This window comes from Modestobacter roseus, from assembly GCF_007994135.1.
Lineage (GTDB): Bacteria > Actinomycetota > Actinomycetes > Mycobacteriales > Geodermatophilaceae > Modestobacter > Modestobacter roseus.
In genome coordinates this window covers 2,026,598-2,044,984 of the sequence record NZ_VLKF01000001.1, presented here as the reverse complement: position 1 = coordinate 2,044,984, position 18,387 = coordinate 2,026,598, and the positions used below count along the sequence as shown (strand labels likewise).

General features: G+C 72.9%; 12 protein-coding genes. 5 read left to right on the top strand and 7 right to left on the bottom strand.

Annotation, left to right across the window (positions count from 1 at the left end):
• Positions 1–288: 288 nt before the first annotated feature.
• The 4 genes from JD78_RS09725 to JD78_RS22580 all read right to left on the bottom strand — a co-directional run bounded on the left by JD78_RS09725 (position 289) and on the right by JD78_RS22580 (position 4,704).
• Positions 289–1,362, bottom strand: a complete 1,074-nt coding sequence (locus JD78_RS09725; protein WP_153356028.1) for an ATP-dependent DNA ligase — start codon at positions 1,360–1,362, stop codon at positions 289–291.
• A 188-nt stretch (positions 1,363–1,550) separates the two neighbouring features.
• Complete coding sequence (locus JD78_RS09720; RefSeq protein ID WP_153356031.1) at positions 1,551–2,261, bottom strand: dihydrofolate reductase family protein; 711 nt, start codon at positions 2,259–2,261, stop codon at positions 1,551–1,553.
• A gap of 2 nt (positions 2,262–2,263) precedes the next feature.
• Complete coding sequence (gene treZ / locus JD78_RS09715; RefSeq protein ID WP_153356034.1) at positions 2,264–4,015, bottom strand: malto-oligosyltrehalose trehalohydrolase; 1,752 nt, start codon at positions 4,013–4,015, stop codon at positions 2,264–2,266.
• 131 nt (positions 4,016–4,146) lie between these two features.
• Entirely contained in the window at positions 4,147–4,704 is a 558-nt protein-coding gene (locus JD78_RS22580; RefSeq protein WP_153356037.1) for a LysM peptidoglycan-binding domain-containing protein, read from the bottom strand.
• 549 nt (positions 4,705–5,253) lie between these two features.
• On the opposite strand from JD78_RS22580, the gene JD78_RS09705 reads away from it, so the two are divergent.
• Positions 5,254–5,451: a hypothetical protein gene (locus tag JD78_RS09705; protein ID WP_153356040.1), complete on the top strand. Its 198-nt coding sequence runs from the start codon at positions 5,254–5,256 to the stop codon at positions 5,449–5,451.
• A 34-nt stretch (positions 5,452–5,485) separates the two neighbouring features.
• Here the strand turns inward: JD78_RS09705 and treY are convergent, their stop codons facing one another.
• Positions 5,486–7,810: a malto-oligosyltrehalose synthase gene (treY, locus tag JD78_RS09700; RefSeq protein ID WP_153356043.1), complete on the bottom strand. Its 2,325-nt coding sequence runs from the start codon at positions 7,808–7,810 to the stop codon at positions 5,486–5,488.
• On the bottom strand, positions 7,807–9,918 hold the full coding sequence (glgX, locus tag JD78_RS09695) for a glycogen debranching protein GlgX (RefSeq protein WP_153356046.1): 2,112 nt from the start codon (positions 9,916–9,918) through the stop codon (positions 7,807–7,809). Before glgX ends, treY begins: the two co-directional genes overlap by 4 nt.
• 301 nt (positions 9,919–10,219) lie before the next feature.
• Between glgX and uvrB the strand changes: the two genes are divergently transcribed.
• From uvrB to JD78_RS09680, 3 genes are all read left to right on the top strand, one after another.
• Positions 10,220–12,349: an excinuclease ABC subunit UvrB gene (gene uvrB / locus JD78_RS09690; protein WP_153356049.1), complete on the top strand. Its 2,130-nt coding sequence runs from the start codon at positions 10,220–10,222 to the stop codon at positions 12,347–12,349.
• A 304-nt stretch (positions 12,350–12,653) separates the two neighbouring features.
• Positions 12,654–13,799, top strand: a complete 1,146-nt coding sequence (locus JD78_RS09685; RefSeq protein ID WP_153356052.1) for a TerC family protein — start codon at positions 12,654–12,656, stop codon at positions 13,797–13,799.
• A gap of 109 nt (positions 13,800–13,908) precedes the next feature.
• Complete coding sequence (locus tag JD78_RS09680) at positions 13,909–15,000, top strand: TerC family protein (protein ID WP_153356056.1); 1,092 nt, start codon at positions 13,909–13,911, stop codon at positions 14,998–15,000.
• 11 nt (positions 15,001–15,011) lie between these two features.
• On the opposite strand, the gene JD78_RS09675 is transcribed toward JD78_RS09680, so the two are convergent.
• Positions 15,012–16,256 (bottom strand): metal-dependent hydrolase family protein, encoded by a 1,245-nt coding sequence (locus JD78_RS09675; protein ID WP_153356060.1) that lies wholly within the window; start codon positions 16,254–16,256, stop codon positions 15,012–15,014.
• A gap of 76 nt (positions 16,257–16,332) precedes the next feature.
• On the opposite strand from JD78_RS09675, the gene JD78_RS09670 reads away from it, so the two are divergent.
• Positions 16,333–18,375: a S9 family peptidase gene (locus JD78_RS09670; RefSeq protein ID WP_153356063.1), complete on the top strand. Its 2,043-nt coding sequence runs from the start codon at positions 16,333–16,335 to the stop codon at positions 18,373–18,375.
• The last annotated feature ends 12 nt before the right edge of the window (positions 18,376–18,387 follow it).

Below are 18,387 nucleotides of genomic sequence, written 5' to 3'. Positions count from 1 at the left end.
GCGTAGGAGGCGATCGCGGAGGTGGCTGCCGCAACGACCGTGGCGTGCCCCTCAGTGACGCTTCCGGCTCAGCCGCTCTGCCGCCCCGGCTCAGCCGCTCTGCCGCCCCGGCTCAGCCGCTCTGCCGCCCCGGCTCAGCCGCTCTGCCGCCCCGGCTCAGCCGCTCTGCCGCCCCGGCTCAGCCGCTCTGCCGCCCCGGCTCAGCCGCTCTGCCGCCCCGGCTCAGCCGCTCTGCCGCCCCGGCTCAGCCGCTCTGCCGCCCCGGCTCAGCCGCTCTGCCGCCCCGGCTCAGCCGCCGAGGACCTCGGCGAGGTCGTAGCGCACCGTGACCTCGAGCTGGTCGTAGGTGCACGAGCGGGCGTCCCGGTCGGTGCGCCAGCGGACGAAGTGGCCGGTGTGCCGGAGCCGGCTGCCCTCCAGCTGGTCGTACTTGACCTCCACCACCAGCTCCGGGCGCAGCGGCACCCAGGAGAGGTCCTTGCCGGCGTTCCAGCGGCTGGTCGCCCCGGGCATCCGGTGCTCGCCGTCCTCACCGGTCTGTGCGTTGGCCCAGTCCTGCCACGGGTGGCCGTCGAGCGCCTGGGCGCGGTAGGGGGCGAGCTCCTCCACCAGCTCGGCGCGGCGCTTCATGGTGAAGGAGGCCGCGACGCCGATGTGCTGCAGCGTGCCGGCGTCGTCGTAGAGGCCGAGCAGCAGCGACCCGACGATCGGGCCGCTCTTGTGCCAGCGGAACCCGGCGACGACGCAGTCGGCGGTGCGCGTGTGCTTGACCTTGGTCATCACCCGCTGGTCGGGGGAGTAGGGCTGGTCGCCGCGCTTGGCGATGACGCCGTCGAGGCCGGCGCCCTCGAACTCGTGGAACCAGCGCTGCCCGGTCTCCGCGTCCTGGGTGATCGTGCTGACGTGCACCGGGGCCTGGGCGCGGGCCAGCGCCTCCCGCAGCCGCGCCTGCCGCTGCGCGAACGGGACTTCCAGCAGTGACTCGTCGCCGAGTGCCAGCAGGTCGAAGGCGACGAAGGACGCCGGGGTCTCGGCGGCCAGCTTGGTGACGCGGGAGGCGGCCGGGTGGATGCGCTGCAGCAGCGACTCGAAGTCCAGCCGGTCACCACGGGGGACGACGATCTCGCCGTCGACGACGCAGCGTTCGGGCAGCTGGGCCTTCGCCGCCTCGACGACCTCGGGGAAGTAGCGGGTCAGCGGGCGCTCGTTACGGCTGCCCAGCTCCACCTCGTCGCCGTCCCGGAAGACGATGCACCGGAACCCGTCCCACTTGGGCTCGTAGAACCAGTCCGCGCCGGTGGGCAGCGCCGCCGCGGGCTTGGCGAGCATCGGCTTGACCGGGGGGAGCACGGGCAGGTCCATGCCGGCCAGTCAAGCAGCCCGGCGCCGTCGGGGAGCGCACCAACTCGGCGTGCTCGGACCGGCTCGACCGGGTCTCGTACGGGTTGAGCCGGTCGCGATGACGTTGAGCCAGGTCCTGACGCGGCTCAACGTCTCCCTGCGCGGGTTGACCCGCGCAGGGAGACGGTGGCGACTCTGTCGAACGGCCGTCAGCTCAGCGAGTACCGGGTGAAGAGGACGCCGTCCTCGGTCAGGACCTGCCGCAGTTCGGCACGCAGCGGGCCGGGCAGGGCGGAGGGCACCAGCCCCGGACCGCCGCCGACCAGCAGCGGTGACACCGACAGGTCCAGTTCGTCGACGACGCCGGCGGTCAGCGCGGCCTGGACCAGCGTCGGCCCGCCCTCGCACACCAGCTGCGCCAGCCCACGGTCTGCCAGGGCGTCCAGCGCCGCGGGCAGGTCGACGTCGTCGTCCCCGCAGACCAGCACGTCGACGCCCGCGGCGGTCAGCGCCGACCGCCGCGCGGAGTCCGCGGAGGAGCAGGTGACCAGCACCGTCGGTACCACGGCGTCGGTGACCAGCTGGTCGTCCGGCCGCAGCGATGCCCGCCGGGACACGACCACCACCGGCATCACCGGCTCGCGCCCGAGCGTGGTGCGGAGCCGGCCGACGGCGGAGTCCGGCAGCACCGGGCGGTAGCCCTCCGCGGACGCCGTCCCGGCGCCCACGAGCACCGCGTCGGCCAGCGCCCGCAGGGTGCGGAACACCCGGCGGTCGCCGTCCGAGCCGAGCGGCCCGCTGCGCCCGTCGACGCTGATCGCGCCGTCGACGGAGGAGATGAAGTCGACCCGCAGGTGCCGGCCCGGCGCGACGCGGTAGGCGTCGGCCAGGCCGGCGGGGTCGCGGGGGAGCGGCTCCATCGTCAGCGGGTGCTCACCACGACGGCGCTCTCCGCCGGGAGGGTCACGGCCTCGCCGTCCAGCTGCGGGGCCGCGCCGGTGCTGAACAGCACCTCGCCGGCGGGGGCGTCGAGCTCGACCCGGCGCTGCTCACCCGACAGGTTGGCGACCACCCGCAGCGACCCGCGCTCGACGACCACCCAGCGCTCCTCGTCGTCCCAGGTGACGCCGGTGGTGGACAGGTCGGGGTCGAGCAGCTCGGGGTGCTGCTTGCGCAGCGCCAGCAGCGTCCGGTGCGTGGCCAGCAGCCCGGCGTGCGGCTCCTGCGCCGGCTCCGACCAGTCGAGCTTGGAGCGGGTGAAGGTCTCGGGGTCCTGCGGGTCGGGGACGACGGAGGCGTCCCACCCGTGTGCGGCGAACTCACCGATCCGGCCCTCGGCGGTCGCCTTGCCCAGCTCCGGCTCGGGGTGGCTGGTGAAGAACTGCCACGGCGTCGAGGCGCCCCACTCCTCGCCCATGAACAGCATCGGGGTGAACGGGCTGGTGAGCACCAGCGTGGCGCCGACGGCGAGCAGCCCGGGGGAGAGGGCGGCGGAGATCCGGTCGCCGACGGCGCGGTTGCCGATCTGGTCGTGGTCCTGCAGGTAGCCGAGGAACTTCCAGCCCGGCAGCTGCGCGGTGTCGACCGGCCGGCCGTGGTGCCGGCGGCGGAAGCTGGACCAGTCGCCGGCGTGGAAGTAGGCCCCGGTGAGCACCCGGGCCAGCCCCTCGAGGCCGGCGTCGGCGAAGTCGGCGTAGTAGCCCTGCGCCTCGCCGGTCAGCTGGGTGTGCAGCGAGTGGTGGAAGTCGTCGCTCCACTGCGCGTCGAGGCCGGTGCCCCCGGCGACCCGGGGGGTGACCATCCGCGGGTCGTTGAGGTCGCTCTCGGCGATCAGCGTGAGGGGGCGGCCGAGGGCGACCGACAGCTTCTCGGTCTCGATCGCCATCTCCTCCAGCAGGTGGGTGGCGCGCTCATCGACCAGCGCGTGCACCGCGTCCAGGCGCAGCCCGTCGACGTGCATGTCGCGCAGCCACATCTGCACGTTGTCCAGGATGTAGCGGCGCACCTCGTCGGAGTCAGGGCCGGACAGGTTCACCGAGTTGCCCCAGGTGTTCGCCCCTTCGGCGAAGACCGGGAAGAACTCCGGCAGGTAGTTCCCGGACGGGCCGAGGTGGTTGTAGACGACGTCCTGGATGACGCCGAGCCCGCGCTGGTGGCAGGCGTCGACGAAACGCTGGTAGGCGGCCGGGCCCCCGTAGGTCTCCTGGACGGCGTACCAGGCGACGCCGTCGTAGCCCCAGTTGTGCGTGCCGTTGAAGGCGTTGACCGGCAGCAGCTCGACGAAGTCGACGCCGAGGTCGACCAGGTGGCCGAGCCGGTCGACCGCGGCGTCCAGGGTGCCCGCCGGTGTGAACGTGCCGACGTGCATCTCGTAGACGACGCCCCCGGCGAGCGGCCGGCCGGTCCAGGCGGCGTCGCCCCAGGAGTACTCGGTGGGGTCGAAGCGGCGGGACAGGCCGTGCACGCCGTCGGGCTGCCGGCGGGAGCGCGGATCGGGGCGCGGCGTCTCGTTGTCGTCGAGGAGGTAGCCGTAGTCGCTCTCGGCGTCCGCGGGCACCGTGGCCCGCCACCAGCCCTCGTCGTCGCGCTGCATGTCGTGCACCTGGCCGTCGACCTGCAGGCGCACCCGCTCGGGCAGCGGGGCCCAGACGGAGAACTCGACGGGCTCGGGCATGCGGGGTCCTCCTGGGGCGGGACGGGGATGGCTGCCCGATCATGCCCGCCCGGCGCCCGGTCAACCGTGCCGCGCGCCACCCCGCGGGAGCCGGGTGGCCGGGGCGACGGCCCCGGCCACCCGGCCATCGGTCAGACCGACAGCACCTGGCCGACGAAGATCAGGTGCGGGTCGCTGACGACGTCGCGGTTCTGCTCGAACAGCTGCTGCCAGCTGGTGCCGTGCGCGGCGGCGATGGAGCCCAGCGTGTCGCCCGGCGCGACCGTGTACGTCGCCCCGGCAGCGGCCGGGGCCGGGGCCGGCGCGGGAGCAGGCGCCGATGCCGCGGCGGGCGTCGTCCCCTCGGTCAGGTACTGGCCGCAGACCGGCCAGGCGCCGACGCCCTGGCCGACGAGCACCCGCTCGGCCACCGCGATCTGCTGCGCCGGGGTGGCGAGGTCGGCCCGCGGCGCGAACTCCAGGCCGCCGTAGCCCTCCCAGGTGGGCTGGAAGAACTGCAGGCCGCCGTAGTAGCCGTTGCCGGTGTTGATGCTCCAGTTGCCGCTGGACTCGCACTGCGCGACGCCGGTCCAGTCGTGCTGGGGCGCGGCGGACGCCGGTGCGGCGAAGGCGCCGACCGCGAGGGCAGCGGCACCGGTGGTGAGAGCGCCGCGGCGGACCAGTCGGCGGGTACGGGTGGACTCGGACATGGTGATCCTCCGATCGCCGCCGGCGAGGTGAGCTGTCGGGTTCGGGCGATCGGTGCCCGGCCGCGCACACGCCCCGGCGGCCCGGCTCGGGAGCCGGGCGTCGGGTGTGCGGAGCGGCTTCACCCCGAGGCGCGCACGCGGTGCGGTCGCGCCGGAGTTGGGTCCCCCGCCCCCGTCCTGGTGTTCGGGTGAGGTCACCGGCGGACGGGGTTGGGCGGTCCGGTGCCGTGCCCGGCCGGGATCGCCCGGGCACCCGACCGACGCTAGGTGCCCTCTCCGCGCCGCGGTGGGCCGACCGGCGACAGGCCCAGCCCCGCTCACCGGCTGTCAGCGGCCCCTGCACGGAACGTCCGGATCCGGTACCCCCGGGTCCGAGCCCACCTCCGCGTGGTGGTCGGTCACCCTTTAGGGGTCGGTCCCGGGACGGACCGGGTGCCCCCGGCAGATCCACCCGGGAGCCGATGCCGGCGGACGGCCCGGCGGCGGACGCTCGTCCGGTGCGGCTGCGCTGCCCGTCAGGGGCCGCGGCGGACGGAGCGGGAGACGGACATGAGCATGCGGACGACGAGGACCTTGGCGACGTGCGCCGCCGTGGCGCGGGTGGTCGGCTGGACGGTCGCGGCGGCGGTCACCGTGCCGCTGGGCCTGGACGTCGACGTGCTCGGACGACCGGTGGTGGCGGAGCGCGCACCCGGCGCCCGCCGACCCGTCCTGCCGGTGGGCCCGGCGGGCCTGCGCGCGGCGTGACCGGCGGCCGGTGTCCCCGGCCGCCGGTCGTCGGTCAGTCGCGGACCAGCAGGGCCACCGGCAGCTGCGCGAGCAGCTCCGCGGCCCGGACGCCGCCGGCGTCGGAGACCACCCGGGTGCCGGTGAGCAGGTCACGCCACGCCCCGGTCGGCAGCGCCAGCCCGGTGTCGCCCCAGCCGGTCCCGGCCAGGCGCACGGGCAACCGGGTCGCCACGGTCACCACGCCGCCCCGGTCGAAGGCGACGGCGTGGTCGGCGGCCGACCCGGTGGCCTGTACCGGGGCGTATCCGGCGAAGGCCTCCGGGTGCTCCCGCCGGTGGCGCAGGGCGCGCGAGACGACGAGCAGCTTCGCCGCGCCCTCGGCGTCGACCGGTGGCACCCAGCCCTCGTCGAGCCGGGCGAGCAGCCGGCGCCGCAGGTCGTAGTCGACCGGACGGCGGTTGTCCGGGTCGACCAGCGAGAAGTCCCACAGCTCGGTGCCCTGGTAGACGTCGGGGACGCCGGCGATGGTCAGCTGCAGCAGCTTCTGCGACAGCGAGTTCGACCACCCGGAGGGCGCGATGCGGGCCACGAACCGCTCGATCTCCGCGTGCGTCGTCGCGTCGTCGAACGCCGCGTCGACCAGCGCGTGCAGCTGGTCCTCGAACTCCGGCACCGGGTTGGTCCAGGTGGTCGAGGTGCCGGCCTCCCGGGCCGCCTTCTCCACGTAGGCGTGCGCCCGCTCCCGGGACAGCGGCCAGGCGCCGACCAGGTTCTGCCACACCAGGTGCGCCAGCGACCGGTCGGCCAGCGGGTGCCGGCCCAGCCAGCCGCGGACCAGGCCGGCCCACTCGCCGGGGATCTCGGCCAGCACCGCCAACCGGGCCCGGACGTCCTCGCTGCGCTTGGTGTCGTGCGTGGAGAGGGTGGTCATCGACTCCGGCCGGCGCTCCGCGCGGTGCCGCTGGGCGTCGTGGAACTCGGCCACCGTGCTGCCGAACCGCGCCGGGTCGCCGCCCACCTCGTTGAGCGCGACGAAGCGCGCCCACCGGTAGTACGCGCTGTCCTCCACGCCCTTGGCCATCACCGGACCGGAGGTCTGCTCGAAGCGGGTCGCCAGCTCGGTGCCGGCCGAGCCGAGCAGCGGGTGCAGCGCGTCGACGGCGGCGGTCAGGTCCGGTCGTCGCACCTTGACCGCCGCCACCGTCTCGTCCAGGTGGGCGCGGCCGTCGGGCAGGTAGCTGCGGTAGACCGGGAAGGAGGCCAGCAGCTCGGCCAGCCCCTCGGTCACCTGCTCGGCCGGCACGCCGGACAGGTCGCCGATGATCCGCTGCAGCCGGGCCACCTCGGAGCCGAGCATCCCGTCGGTGACCTCGCGCTTGCAGTCGTGCACCAGCTGCGCGTAGTCGACCCGGCGGCCGGCCAGCTCGGTGTCCAGCGCGGTGAACGCGGGCTCCCCGGCCGGGTCGACGAGCACCTCGTCGACCTCGGCGAGCGCGTCGTACCCGGTCGTCCCGGCCGTCTGCCAGCTGTCGGGCAGCTCCTCGCCGGGTTCGAGGATCTTCTCCACCACGGTCCACCGGCTGCCGGTGGCCGCGGCGAGGGCGTCCAGGTAGCCCTTCGGGTCGGCCAGCCCGTCCGGGTGGTCGATGCGGAGGGCGTCGACCGCGCCGTTCTCCACCAGTTCGACGACCAGCGCGTGGGTGGCCCGGAAGACCTCCGGGTCCTCCACCCGCAGCCCGGCGAGGGTGTTGATCGCGAAGAACCGGCGGTAGTTCAGCTGGTCGTCGGCGCGGCGCCAGTCGACCAGCTCGTAGTGCTGGCGGCTGTGCACCTCCTGCGGCGTCCCGCCCTCGGTGCCCGGCGCGATGGGGAAGCGGTTGTCGTAGTACCGCAGCTCCCCGTCGATGACCTCCAGCGCGGAGACGTCGTCGGCGCTGCCCAGGGTCGGGATGCGGACCTTGCCGCCGCCGAAGTCCCAGTCGATGTCGACCGCGCCGGCGTGGGCGCTGTCGCGGCCGTGCTGCAGCACGTCCCACCACCAGCCGGACTCGTGCGCGTCGGCCACGCCCATGTGGTTGGGCACCAGGTCCAGGACCAGGCCGAGACCGTGCTCGTGCAGCTGGGCGACGAACCGGTCGAGGCCGGCCCGTCCGCCGCGCGGCTCGTCGATGTGCCCGTGGTCGGTGGTGTCGTACCCGTGGGTGCTGCCGGCGGCGGAGCGCAGCAGCGGTGAGGAGTAGGCGTGGCTCACCCCGAGGTCGGCCAGGTAGCCGGCCACCGACGCCGCGTCGTCGAGGGTGAAGTCGGCGGTCACCTGCAGCCGGTAGGTGCCCGAGGGCACCTCCCGGCCGCGGTCGTCGGTGGACGGCGTCGTCACGAGGCGGCCGCCTGCAGGACCACCGTCGACCGCGCCGGCAGGGTGACCTTCGCGCCGGCCTTCAGCGTGACCGGCTCCACCTCGCCCAGCTCGGCGGTGTCGACCACGAGCGTCCACTCCTCGGCGTAGTCCTCGCCGGGCAGGGTGAAGTCCATCGCCTCGTGCGAGGCGTTGAACGCCAGGTAGAAGTGGTCGTCGCTGACGTACTCGCCGCGGTCGTCCATCTCCCGGATGCCGTGGCCGTTGAGGTACATGGCCACCGACTTGGCCGAGCCGTCGGACCAGTCCGCGTCGTCCATCGGCTCGCCGTCGGCGCCCAGCCAGGCGATGTCCTGCTGCGGGTCGCTCTCCTCCCACGGCACCGGGCGCCCGTGGAAGAAGCGGCGACGGCGGAACGTCGGGTGGTCGGTGCGCAGCCGGGTGACCAGCTTGGTGAACTCCAGCAGGCCCTCGTCGACGTTGTCCCAGTCGATCCAGGTCAGCTCGGAGTCCTGGCAGTAGCCGTTGTTGTTGCCGTTCTGGGTGCGGCCCAGCTCGTCGCCGTGCAGCAGCATCGGCACGCCCTGGGAGAGCATCAGCGTGGCGATGAAGTTGCGCCGCTGCCGGGCGCGCAGCTCCAGGACCTCCGGGTCCTTCGTCGGGCCCTCGACACCGTGGTTCCAGCTGCGGTTGTGGCTCTCGCCGTCGTTGTTGCCCTCGCCGTTGGCCTCGTTGTGCTTCTCGTTGTACGAGACCAGGTCGTTGATGGTGAACCCGTCGTGCGCGGTGACGAAGTTGATGCTCGCCACCGGCCGGCGGCCGGCGTGCTGGTACAGGTCGGCGGAGCCGGAGATGCGGCTGGCGAACTCGCCGAGCGTGCCCTCCTCGCCGCGCCAGTAGTCGCGCACGCTGTCCCGGTACTTGCCGTTCCACTCCGTCCACAGCGCCGGGAAGTTGCCGACCTGGTAGCCGCCGTCGCCGACGTCCCAGGGCTCGGCGATGAGCTTGACCTGGCTGACGATCGGGTCCTGGTGCACCAGGTCGAAGAAGGCCGACAGCCGGTCGACCTCGTGGAACTGGCGGGCCAGGGTGGAGGCGAGGTCGAAGCGGAACCCGTCGACGTGCATCTCGGTGACCCAGTAGCGCAGCGAGTCCATGATCAGCTGCAGCGACTGCGGGTCGCGCACGTTGAGCGAGTTCCCCGTGCCGGTGGTGTCCATGTAGTACTGCTCGTCGCCCTCGACCAGCCGGTAGTACGCCCGGTTGTCGATGCCCTTGAACGACAGGGTGGGCCCCATGTGGTTGCCCTCGGCGGTGTGGTTGTAGACGACGTCGAGGATGACCTCGATGCCCGCCTCGTGCAGGGCGCGGACCATGCCCTTGAACTCCTGCACCTGCTGCCCGTCGGTCGACTGGGCGTACTCGTTGTGCGGGGCGAAGAACCCGATGGTGTTGTAGCCCCAGTAGTTGCGCAGGCCCTTCTGCAGCAGGGTGTCGTCCTGCACGAACTGGTGCACCGGCATCAGCTCGATGGCGGTCACCCCGAGGTCGGTGAGGTGCTCGATGACCGCCGGGTGCGCGATGCCGGCGTAGGTGCCGCGCAGGTCCTCCGGCACCCGGGGGTGGGTCATCGTCAGGCCCTTGACGTGGGCCTCGTAGATGACGGTCTTCTGGTACGGGGTCTTCGGCGGGCGGTCGGTGCCCCAGTCGAAGAACGGGCTGACGACGACGGACTTCGGCATGTGCGCGGCCGAGTCGTCGTCGTTCCGCTCGCCGGTCTCGAAGTGGTAGCCGAACACCGACTCGTCCCAGTCGATCTGCCCGTCGATCGCCTTGGCGTAGGGGTCGAGCAGCAGCTTGTTCGGGTTGCAGCGCAGGCCCTGGGCCGGGTCGTTGGGCCCGTACACCCGGAAGCCGTAGCGCTGGCCGGGCTGGATCCCCGGCAGGAAGGCGTGCCAGACGAACGCGTCGCGCTCGGGCAGCCGGACGCGCTCCTCGGTGCCCTGGTCGTCGAAGAGGCAGAGCTCGACCTTCTCGGCGACCTCGCTGTAGATGGCGAAGTTCGTGCCCGTGCCGTCGTAGGTCGCACCGAGCGGGTAGTCGGAACCGGGCCACACCTGGGTGGTCATGGGAGAGGTCGTCCTCCTGGCTGAGGCCCCCGGGCTGGGGGCTGGCGTCACACCCCCGGTCCGTGACCGGGCCGGGGGTTCGCCGTCGGATGCCCGCAACGGGCCGCGATCACACCTGTCGCCTCCACCACTGTGCCGCGGTGGCTGGGACACGTCGCCGGGGCGTTCCGGGCAGGTCACCTCGCAGTGTGCCCCCTGCGGAGGCACGGGACGATCTTGGCGGCCCCGGTCCGCACGCCTCCTCCGGACGCCGACGGTTCCGGCGGACCGTTCTGTCACACCCGCGTCGTACCGTCGTCCCGTGCGCACGAACCCCGACCTCCGCCCGACCCGGGGCGCGTTCCGCGTCGTCAGCGAGTTCCAGCCCTCGGGCGACCAGCCGGCCGCGATCAAGGCGCTGGCCGAGCGGGTGAACAGCGGCGCGACCGACACGGTGCTGCTGGGCGCCACCGGTACCGGCAAGTCGGCCACGACGGCCTGGCTGATCGAGCAGGTGCAGCGCCCCACCCTGGTGATGGCGCCGAACAAGACCCTCGCGGCGCAGCTGGCCAACGAGTTCAAGGAGCTCCTGCCCGACGCCGCGGTCGAGTACTTCGTCTCCTACTACGACTACTACCAGCCCGAGGCCTACGTCCCGCAGACGGACACCTACATCGAGAAGGACTCCTCGATCAACGAGGAGGTGGAGCGGCTGCGCCATTCCGCCACGAACAGCCTGCTCACCCGGCGCGACGTCGTCGTGGTCTCGACCGTCTCCTGCATCTACGGCCTCGGCACCCCGGAGGAGTACGTCGACCGGGCGCTGAAGATCAAGGTGGGGGAGGAGCGCGACCGCGACGAGCTGCTCCGCACGCTGGTCACCGAGCAGTACACCCGCAACGACCTGGCCTTCACCCGCGGCACCTTCCGGGTGCGCGGTGACACGATCGAGGTCTTCCCGGTGTACGAGGAGCTCGCGGTCCGGATCGAGATGTTCGGCGACGAGGTCGAGCGGCTCTACTACCTGCACCCGCTCACCGGGGAGGTCGTCCGCGAGGTCGACGAGCTGTTCGTCTTCCCGGCCACGCACTACGTCGCCGGCCCGGAGCGGATGGAGCGGGCGATCGCGACCATCGAGGCCGAGCTGGAGCAGCGGCTGGCCGAGCTCGACCGCCAGGGCAAGCTGCTGGAGTCCCAGCGGCTGCGCATGCGCACCACCTACGACATCGAGATGATGCGGCAGGTCGGGTTCTGCTCGGGCATCGAGAACTACTCGCGGCACATCGACGGGCGCGCCCCCGGCAGCGCCGGCGCTTGCCTCATCGACTACTTCCCCGACGACTTCCTGCTGGTCATCGACGAGTCGCACGTGACCGTGCCGCAGATCGGCGGCATGTACGAGGGCGACATGAGCCGCAAGCGCACGCTGGTCGAGCACGGTTTCCGGCTCCCCTCGGCGATGGACAACCGGCCGTTGAAGTGGGAGGAGTTCACCGAGCGGATCCACCAGAGCGTCTACCTCTCCGCGACGCCGGGCAGCTACGAGCTGGGCCGCGTGCAGGGTGACGTCGTCGAGCAGGTCATCCGCCCGACCGGCCTGATCGACCCGGAGGTCGTGGTGAAGCCCACCAAGGGTCAGATCGACGACCTGGTGCACGAGATCCGGCTGCGCACCGAGAAGGACGAGCGGGTCCTGGTCACCACGCTGACCAAGAAGATGTCCGAGGACCTCACCGACTACCTGCTCGAGCTGGGCATCAAGGTGCGGTACCTGCACTCCGAGGTCGACACCCTGCGCCGCGTGGAACTGCTGCGCGAGCTGCGCCAGGGGGAGTACGACGTCCTGGTCGGCATCAACCTGCTCCGCGAGGGCCTCGACCTGCCCGAGGTGTCGCTGGTGGCCATCCTCGACGCCGACAAGGAGGGCTTCCTCCGGTCGGGCACGTCGCTGATCCAGACGATCGGCCGGGCGGCGCGCAACGTCTCCGGCCAGGTGCACATGTACGCCGACAAGATCACCCCGTCGATGGCGCAGGCGATCGACGAGACCAGCCGCCGTCGCGAGAAGCAGATCGCCTACAACACCGAGCACGGCATCGACCCGCAGCCGCTGCGCAAGAAGATCGTCGACATCCTCGACGGCATCTACCAGGCGGCGGAGGAGGCTCAGGGGATCACGGGCGGGGCCACCGAGCTGCTCGGCGGCTCCGGCCGGCAGCAGTCCCGCGGCAAGTCGCCGGTGCCGGGGCTGTCCTCCAAGAGCAAGGTGAAGGCGGGGTCGATCGACGTCCAGGGCCTGCCGCGCAACGAGCTCGCGGACATGATCACCCAGATGAACGACCAGATGCTCGCTGCGGCCCGGGAGCTCCAGTTCGAGGTCGCCGCCCGGCTCCGCGACGAGCTGACCGAGTTGAAGAAGGAGTTGCGCCAGCTCGACGCCGCGCACGCCTGACCAAGGACCCCCTCGCCCCGACCGCTCGCCCGCTCGCGATGGGCCCGGCAAGGGGGCCGGGCGCGGCGGGAACTCTGTGCGCGGGCTGGACGTTGGGACCCCCGGACTCGCACTGCGGGCGCACCAAGTGGCAGCGCGGCCGCTGCCGGTGGTGATCGAGTCCTACGTGGAGGGGAGTATCCCTGCGCGGCAGGCGTCGTCAGCACGGGTCACCGACCCCGGCCCTGTCGGTCGACCCGGATCCCCGGGCGGCGGGAGAGACCTCCGGTACTGACGCCTGCCAGTGAACCGGAGGAAACCTGTCTTGGACGTCCCACTCTGGGTCTGGGCGATCACCGTCGCCGCCATCATCGGGATGCTGGTGTTCGACTTCGTCGGACACGTCCGCACCCCGCACGCCCCCACGCTGAAGGAGTCGGCCACCTGGTCGGCGGTCTACGTGGGCATCGCGCTTGTCTTCGGTCTGCTGGTGCTCTGGTTCGCCGGCGGGACGTACGGCGGTGAGTACTTCGCCGGCTGGGTCACCGAGAAGAGCCTCTCGGTCGACAACCTCTTCGTGTTCGTGCTGATCATGGCCAGCTTCGCCGTGCCCCGGGAGCTGCAGCAGAAGGTGCTGCTCTTCGGCATCGCCTTCGCCCTGGTGCTGCGGACGCTGTTCATCTTCGTCGGCGCCGCGGCCATCGAGAACTTCAGCTGGATCTTCTACGTCTTCGGCGGCTTCCTGATCTGGACCGCGATCGCGCAGGCGCGCAGCGGTGGGCACGACGAGGACGAGGAGTTCAAGGAGAACGCCGTCCTGCGGCTGACCCGCAAGGTGCTGCCGACGACCGAGGAGTACCACTCCGACCGGCTGACCACGAAGATCAAGGGCAAGCGCTACATCACCCCGCTGGCCATCGCGCTGATCGCCATCGGCAGCGCCGACATCCTGTTCGCCGTCGACTCCATCCCGGCGATCTTCGGCCTCACCCAGGAGACCTACCTGGTCTTCACCGCCAACGCCTTCGCGCTGCTGGGTCTGCGTCAGTTGTTCTTCCTGCTCGACGGGCTGCTCGACAAGCTGGTCTACCTCGCCTACGGCCTCGCCGTGATCCTCGGCTTCATCGGGATCAAGCTGGTCATCCACGCGCTGCACGAGAACGAGCTGCCGTTCCTCAACGGTGGTGAGCACATCACGGCCATCCCGGAGATCCCGACCTGGCTCTCCCTGCTGGTCATCCTGCTCACCCTGATCGTCACCACCGTGGCCAGCCTGCGGAAGAACAAGAAGGACGAGGCCCGTCGGGCCGGGCGCGCAGGGGCCGGCCACCCCGGTGCGGGCGACCCCGGCGCCGACCGGACCGGACGGAACATCGGTGCCCCCGGCGACCCGGAGCGGGCGGCCGGGGACGGCCTGCCGGAGCCGCGTCAGGCGGCGGTCGCCGACCGGGACGGGCCCGACCGCAGCTGAGCGCTCCGTCCCGCCGACCGACCTCCGGATCGGTCGGCGGGACGGGGTGGCGGGGGCCACCCCGCGTCTGCCGGGTGGTTGGCGCAACCGACTTGTAGAGTGCCGGCACGTGGAGCTCCCCGTCTGGTTCGAGATCTCGACGTTCGTGGGGCTGACCGTCCTGCTGCTCGCCGACCTCGCCATCGTCGCCCGTCGACCGCACGAGCCCTCCGTGAAGGAGGCGACCGGCTGGGTCAGCTTCTACGTGGGGCTGGCGCTGCTGTTCGGGCTGCTGCTGCTCGCCTTCACCGACGGGGCGTTCGCCACCGAGTTCTACGCCGGCTGGCTGACCGAGTACTCGCTCTCGGTCGACAACCTGTTCGTCTTCGTGATCATCATGGCCCGCTTCCAGGTGCCCCGGAAGCTGCAGCAAGAGGTCCTGATGGTCGGGATCATCATCGCGCTGGTGCTCCGCGGGATCTTCATCCTGGCCGGCGCGGCCCTGATCGAGCAGTTCATCTGGGTCTTCTACCTGTTCGGCGCCTTCCTGGTCTGGACCGCCATCAACCTGGTCCGGCACCGCGACGAGGACGAGGACTACGAGGAGAACGCGCTCATCCGCCGCATGCGGAAGGTGCTCCCGATGACCGCGGAATACCACGGCAGCAAGATCCGGGTCGAGCACGGTGGCAAGAAGCTCTGGACGCCGATGATCGTGGTGTTCCTCGCGCTGGGCACCACCGACCTGCTGTTCGCGCTGGACAGCATCCCGGCCATCTTCGGCCTGACCCGCGAGGCGTTCATCGTCTTCACCGCCAACGTCTTCGCCCTGATGGGGCTGCGCCAGCTGTACTTCCTGCTCGGCGGCCTGCTCAAGCGGCTGGTCTACCTGTCCCTGGGCCTGGCGGTGATCCTCGCGTTCATCGGCGTGAAGCTGATCCTCGAGGCGCTGCACGAGAACCAGTACCCGTTCGCCGGGGAGCGCGAGGCGTTGGACGCGGTGCCCACGGTGCCCACCTGGCTGTCGCTCACGGTCATCCTCGTCGTCCTGGTCGTCGCCACCGTGGCCAGCCTGCTGAAGACCCGCGGCGAGGAAGCGGTGGCCGGCCCGGCCGCGGCCACCGGAGAGCCGCCGGTCGAGACCGACGCCACCGGCCGCACCGTGCCCGACACCGCGGAGACCGGCCGCGCCGAGGTGGTCGAGGAACCCCGCCGGAGCTGACCGGGGGCCGGTCAGCGGGGCGGGATCGTCCCGGGCTCCACGACGGCGCCGCCCGCCGCGACCAGCACGCCGTCCCGCCAGACCTCCCGTACCCGCCCGGTCAGCCCGGTGAGGTCTCGGGCGTCGCCGTCCAGCACCACGACGTCGGCCCGCTTGCCGGGCTCCAGGCTGCCGAGGGTGTCGGCGACGCCGAGCAGCCGGGCCGCGGACAGGGTCGTGGCGTGCCAGGCCTGCTCGGGGGTCAGGCCGCAGCCGGCCATCAGGCCGAGCTCGCTGAGGTTGTCCCCGTGCGGGCCGACCCCGCTGTCGGTGCCCATGGCGATCCGCACGCCGGCGTCGACCGCCCGGCGCACCGACTCGTCGTGCACCGCCTGCACGGCGCGGGCCTTCGCCACCACGGCGTCGGGGAGGGCGGCACCGGCGTCGGCGGCGGCGAGCACGGCCCGCGGTGCGGCGAGGGTGGGCACCAGCCAGGTGCCGCGGTCGAGCATCAGGTCGATCGCCTCGTCGTCGAGGTAGATGCCGTGCTCGATGGAGCGGATGCCGGCCCGGACGGCGGCCTTGATCCCCTCCGCGCCCTGCGCGTGCGCCATCACCGCGACGCCGGCCGCGTCGGCCTCCTCGACCAGCACGGCGAGCTCGGCGGGGCGGAAGTGCGGGTGGCGCGGGTCGTCGCGGGCGGACAGGACCCCGCCGCTGGTGGCCACCTTCAGGACGTCGGCGCCGGCGCGCAGCAGTTCCCGCACGGTGCGGCGCATCTCGTCCGGGCCGTCGACGATCGTCCGCGGCCGCCCCGGGTGCGGCCCCAGCAGCGGCAGCTCGGCCCCGCAGACGTGCCACCCGTCGCCGTGGCCGCCGGTCTGGGACAGCATGCTGATCGCGATCTGCAGCCGCGGCCCGGCGGTGATCCCGCGCCGGACCGCCTCGGCCACGCCCAGGTCGGCGCCGCCGGCGTCACGCACCGAGGTGATGCCCTGGGCGAGCGTGCGCCGCAGGTTCTGCGCGGCCTCGAAGAAGCCGTAGCTGAACGGCGTCTGCAGGTGCCGCAGGGTGTCGACGCCGCTGATCATCACGTGCACGTGGCAGTCGAACAGGCCGGGCAGCACGGTGGCGCCGGTGCAGTCGACGACCTCGTCGCCGTCCAGGCCGATGCCGACCTCGACGACCCGCCCGTCCTGCACCGCGACGTCGGCGGCCCCGGCCGGGCTGCCGGTGCCGTCGAGGACCTGGCCGCCGGTGAACACGCGTCGCGTCATGACCGCACCCTAGGACCTCACCCGTTAGCGGTGCTCACCATCTGGCCCGCGCGGGGCCTGGGCTAGCGTCGCGGACATGCGTCCGACCGACCTCTCCCTGCTGCGTGTCCCGGGTGTGCCCGCGGTGTCCCCGGACGGCCGGACGGCGGTGGTCGCCGTGACCCGGCTGGACCTGGACGCCGACGAGTACCGCAGCCAGCTGTGGACGGTGCCCACCGACGGGTCGGCCCCCGCCCGCCCGCTCACCTCCGGGCACCGCGACTCGGCTCCCGCCTTCTCCCCGGACGGCCGCTGGCTCGCCTACCTCGCCGCCGAGCCGAAGGGTGCGCCGCAGCTGCACGTGCTGCCCACCGCCGGCGGTGCCGCGCGGCGGCTCACCGAGCACCACCTCGGCGCCGGGACGCCGGCCTGGTCGCCGGACTCCCGCCGGCTCGCCTACACGGCGCGGGTGCCCGAGGCCGGGCGGTACGGCACCGCGGAGGACGTCGCCGCGGCGGCCGAGGCGCCCCGGCTGATCACCACCCTGAAGTACCGCAGCGACGGCGTCGGCTTCACCACCGACCGGCGCACCCACGTGTTCGTCGTCGACCTCCCCGGTGACGCCGACGACACCGCCGTCGCGCTGCCCGAGCCGGTCCAGGTCACCGGCGGGGAGCACGACGACGCCGACGTCGCCTGGAGCCCGGCCGGGACGCTGCTCGCCTTCGTCTCCTCCCGCCACGAGCGGGCCGACGCCGACCTGGTCAGCGACGTCTTCGTGGTGCGCCCCGACGGGTCCGGGCTGCGCCGGGTGACCCAGGGCCGTTCGGCCGTCGCCCACCCGGCCTGGGACCCGACGGGGGAGACCCTCTGGTTCGCCGCACAGCCCGACCTGGGCGACAGCGGGCGGGACTTCGTCGGCCGCAACACCACCCTCTGCCGGGTGCCCGCCGCGGGCGGCCCGGTCGTGCCGGTGCTCGACCCGGAGACCACCGACCGCGGCGACGAGACCCCGGCGACCGTCGTCACCGCCGATGGCGTGCTGTTCGGCGTGCAGCGCCGCGGTGCGGTCGAGCTGCTCCGGGTGCCGCTGGACGGCGGGGAGCCGGAGGCGCTGGTCGACGGCCCGTACACGGTGCGGGGTGTCGGGGCCGGCGGCGGCGTCGTCGTCGCCACCGTCGCGCACGACCGCTCGGCCGGCGAGCTGATCGCGATCACCCCGGGACGGCGCCGGCTGCTCACCGGGTTCGGCGCCCCGCTGCAGGAGACCGGCCGGCTGCACCGGATGCGGGAGCGCACCGCGACCGCCCCGGACGGCTACCCGGTGCACGGCTGGCTGACCACGCCGCCCGGCCCGGGGCCGCACCCGGTGCTGCTCACCGTGCACGGCGGGCCGTTCAGCCAGTACGGCTGGACGCTGTTCGACGAGACCCAGGCCTACGTCGAGGCCGGCTACGCCGTGCTCATGTGCAACCCGCGCGGGTCGTCCGGCTACGGGCAGGAGCACGGCCGGGTGATCAAGGAGCACATGGGCGAGCTCGACGCCGACGACGTGCTGGCCTTCCTCGACGAGGCGCTCACCGACCCGCAGCTGGACGCCACCCGGGTGGGGCTGATGGGCGGGTCCTACGGCGGCTACATGACCACCCTGCTGCTGGGCCGCACCGACCGGTTCGTCGCCGGGATCAGCGAGCGGGCGTTCAACGACCCGGTCAGCTTCGTCGGGTCCTCGGACATCGGCTGGTTCTTCCCCGACGAGTACCTGGGCACCGACCCCGAGCGGGTCGCCGCACAGTCGGCGCTCGCGCACGCGCACCGGATCACCACGCCGACGTTCGTGATCCACTCCGAGGAGGACTGGCGCTGCCCGCTGGAGCAGGGCACCCGGCTCTACGTCGAGCTCAAGCGACGGGGTGTCCCCACCGAGCTGCTGCTGTTCCCCGGCGAGGGGCACGAGCTGTCCCGGTCCGGACGGCCGAAGCACCGGTTGGCGCGGCTCGAGCACGTGCTGCGCTGGTGGGCGCGCTGGCTGCCCACCGGCCAGAACCGGACCGGGGTGGCCGAGCTGCCCGCCGGGGCGACGGCGACCCCGCCCCCGACCACCGAACCGCTCACCGTCGAGGCGACCCGGGTGGGCTGAGACCGGCGGCGT

Bases quoted from the DNA above. Each gene is read 5' to 3' on its own strand.
- JD78_RS09725 (WP_153356028.1), bottom strand. From the start codon at position 1,362: ATGGACCTGCCCGTGCTCCCCCCGGTCAAGCCGATGCTCGCCAAGCCC.
- JD78_RS09720 (WP_153356031.1), bottom strand. From the start codon at position 2,261: ATGGAGCCGCTCCCCCGCGACCCCGCCGGCCTGGCCGACGCCTACCGC.
- treZ (WP_153356034.1), bottom strand. From the start codon at position 4,015: ATGCCCGAGCCCGTCGAGTTCTCCGTCTGGGCCCCGCTGCCCGAGCGG.
- JD78_RS22580 (WP_153356037.1), bottom strand. From the start codon at position 4,704: ATGTCCGAGTCCACCCGTACCCGCCGACTGGTCCGCCGCGGCGCTCTC.
- JD78_RS09705 (WP_153356040.1), top strand. From the start codon at position 5,254: ATGAGCATGCGGACGACGAGGACCTTGGCGACGTGCGCCGCCGTGGCG.
- glgX (WP_153356046.1), bottom strand. From the start codon at position 9,918: ATGACCACCCAGGTGTGGCCCGGTTCCGACTACCCGCTCGGTGCGACC.
- JD78_RS09675 (WP_153356060.1), bottom strand. From the start codon at position 16,256: ATGACGCGACGCGTGTTCACCGGCGGCCAGGTCCTCGACGGCACCGGC.
- JD78_RS09670 (WP_153356063.1), top strand. From the start codon at position 16,333: ATGCGTCCGACCGACCTCTCCCTGCTGCGTGTCCCGGGTGTGCCCGCG.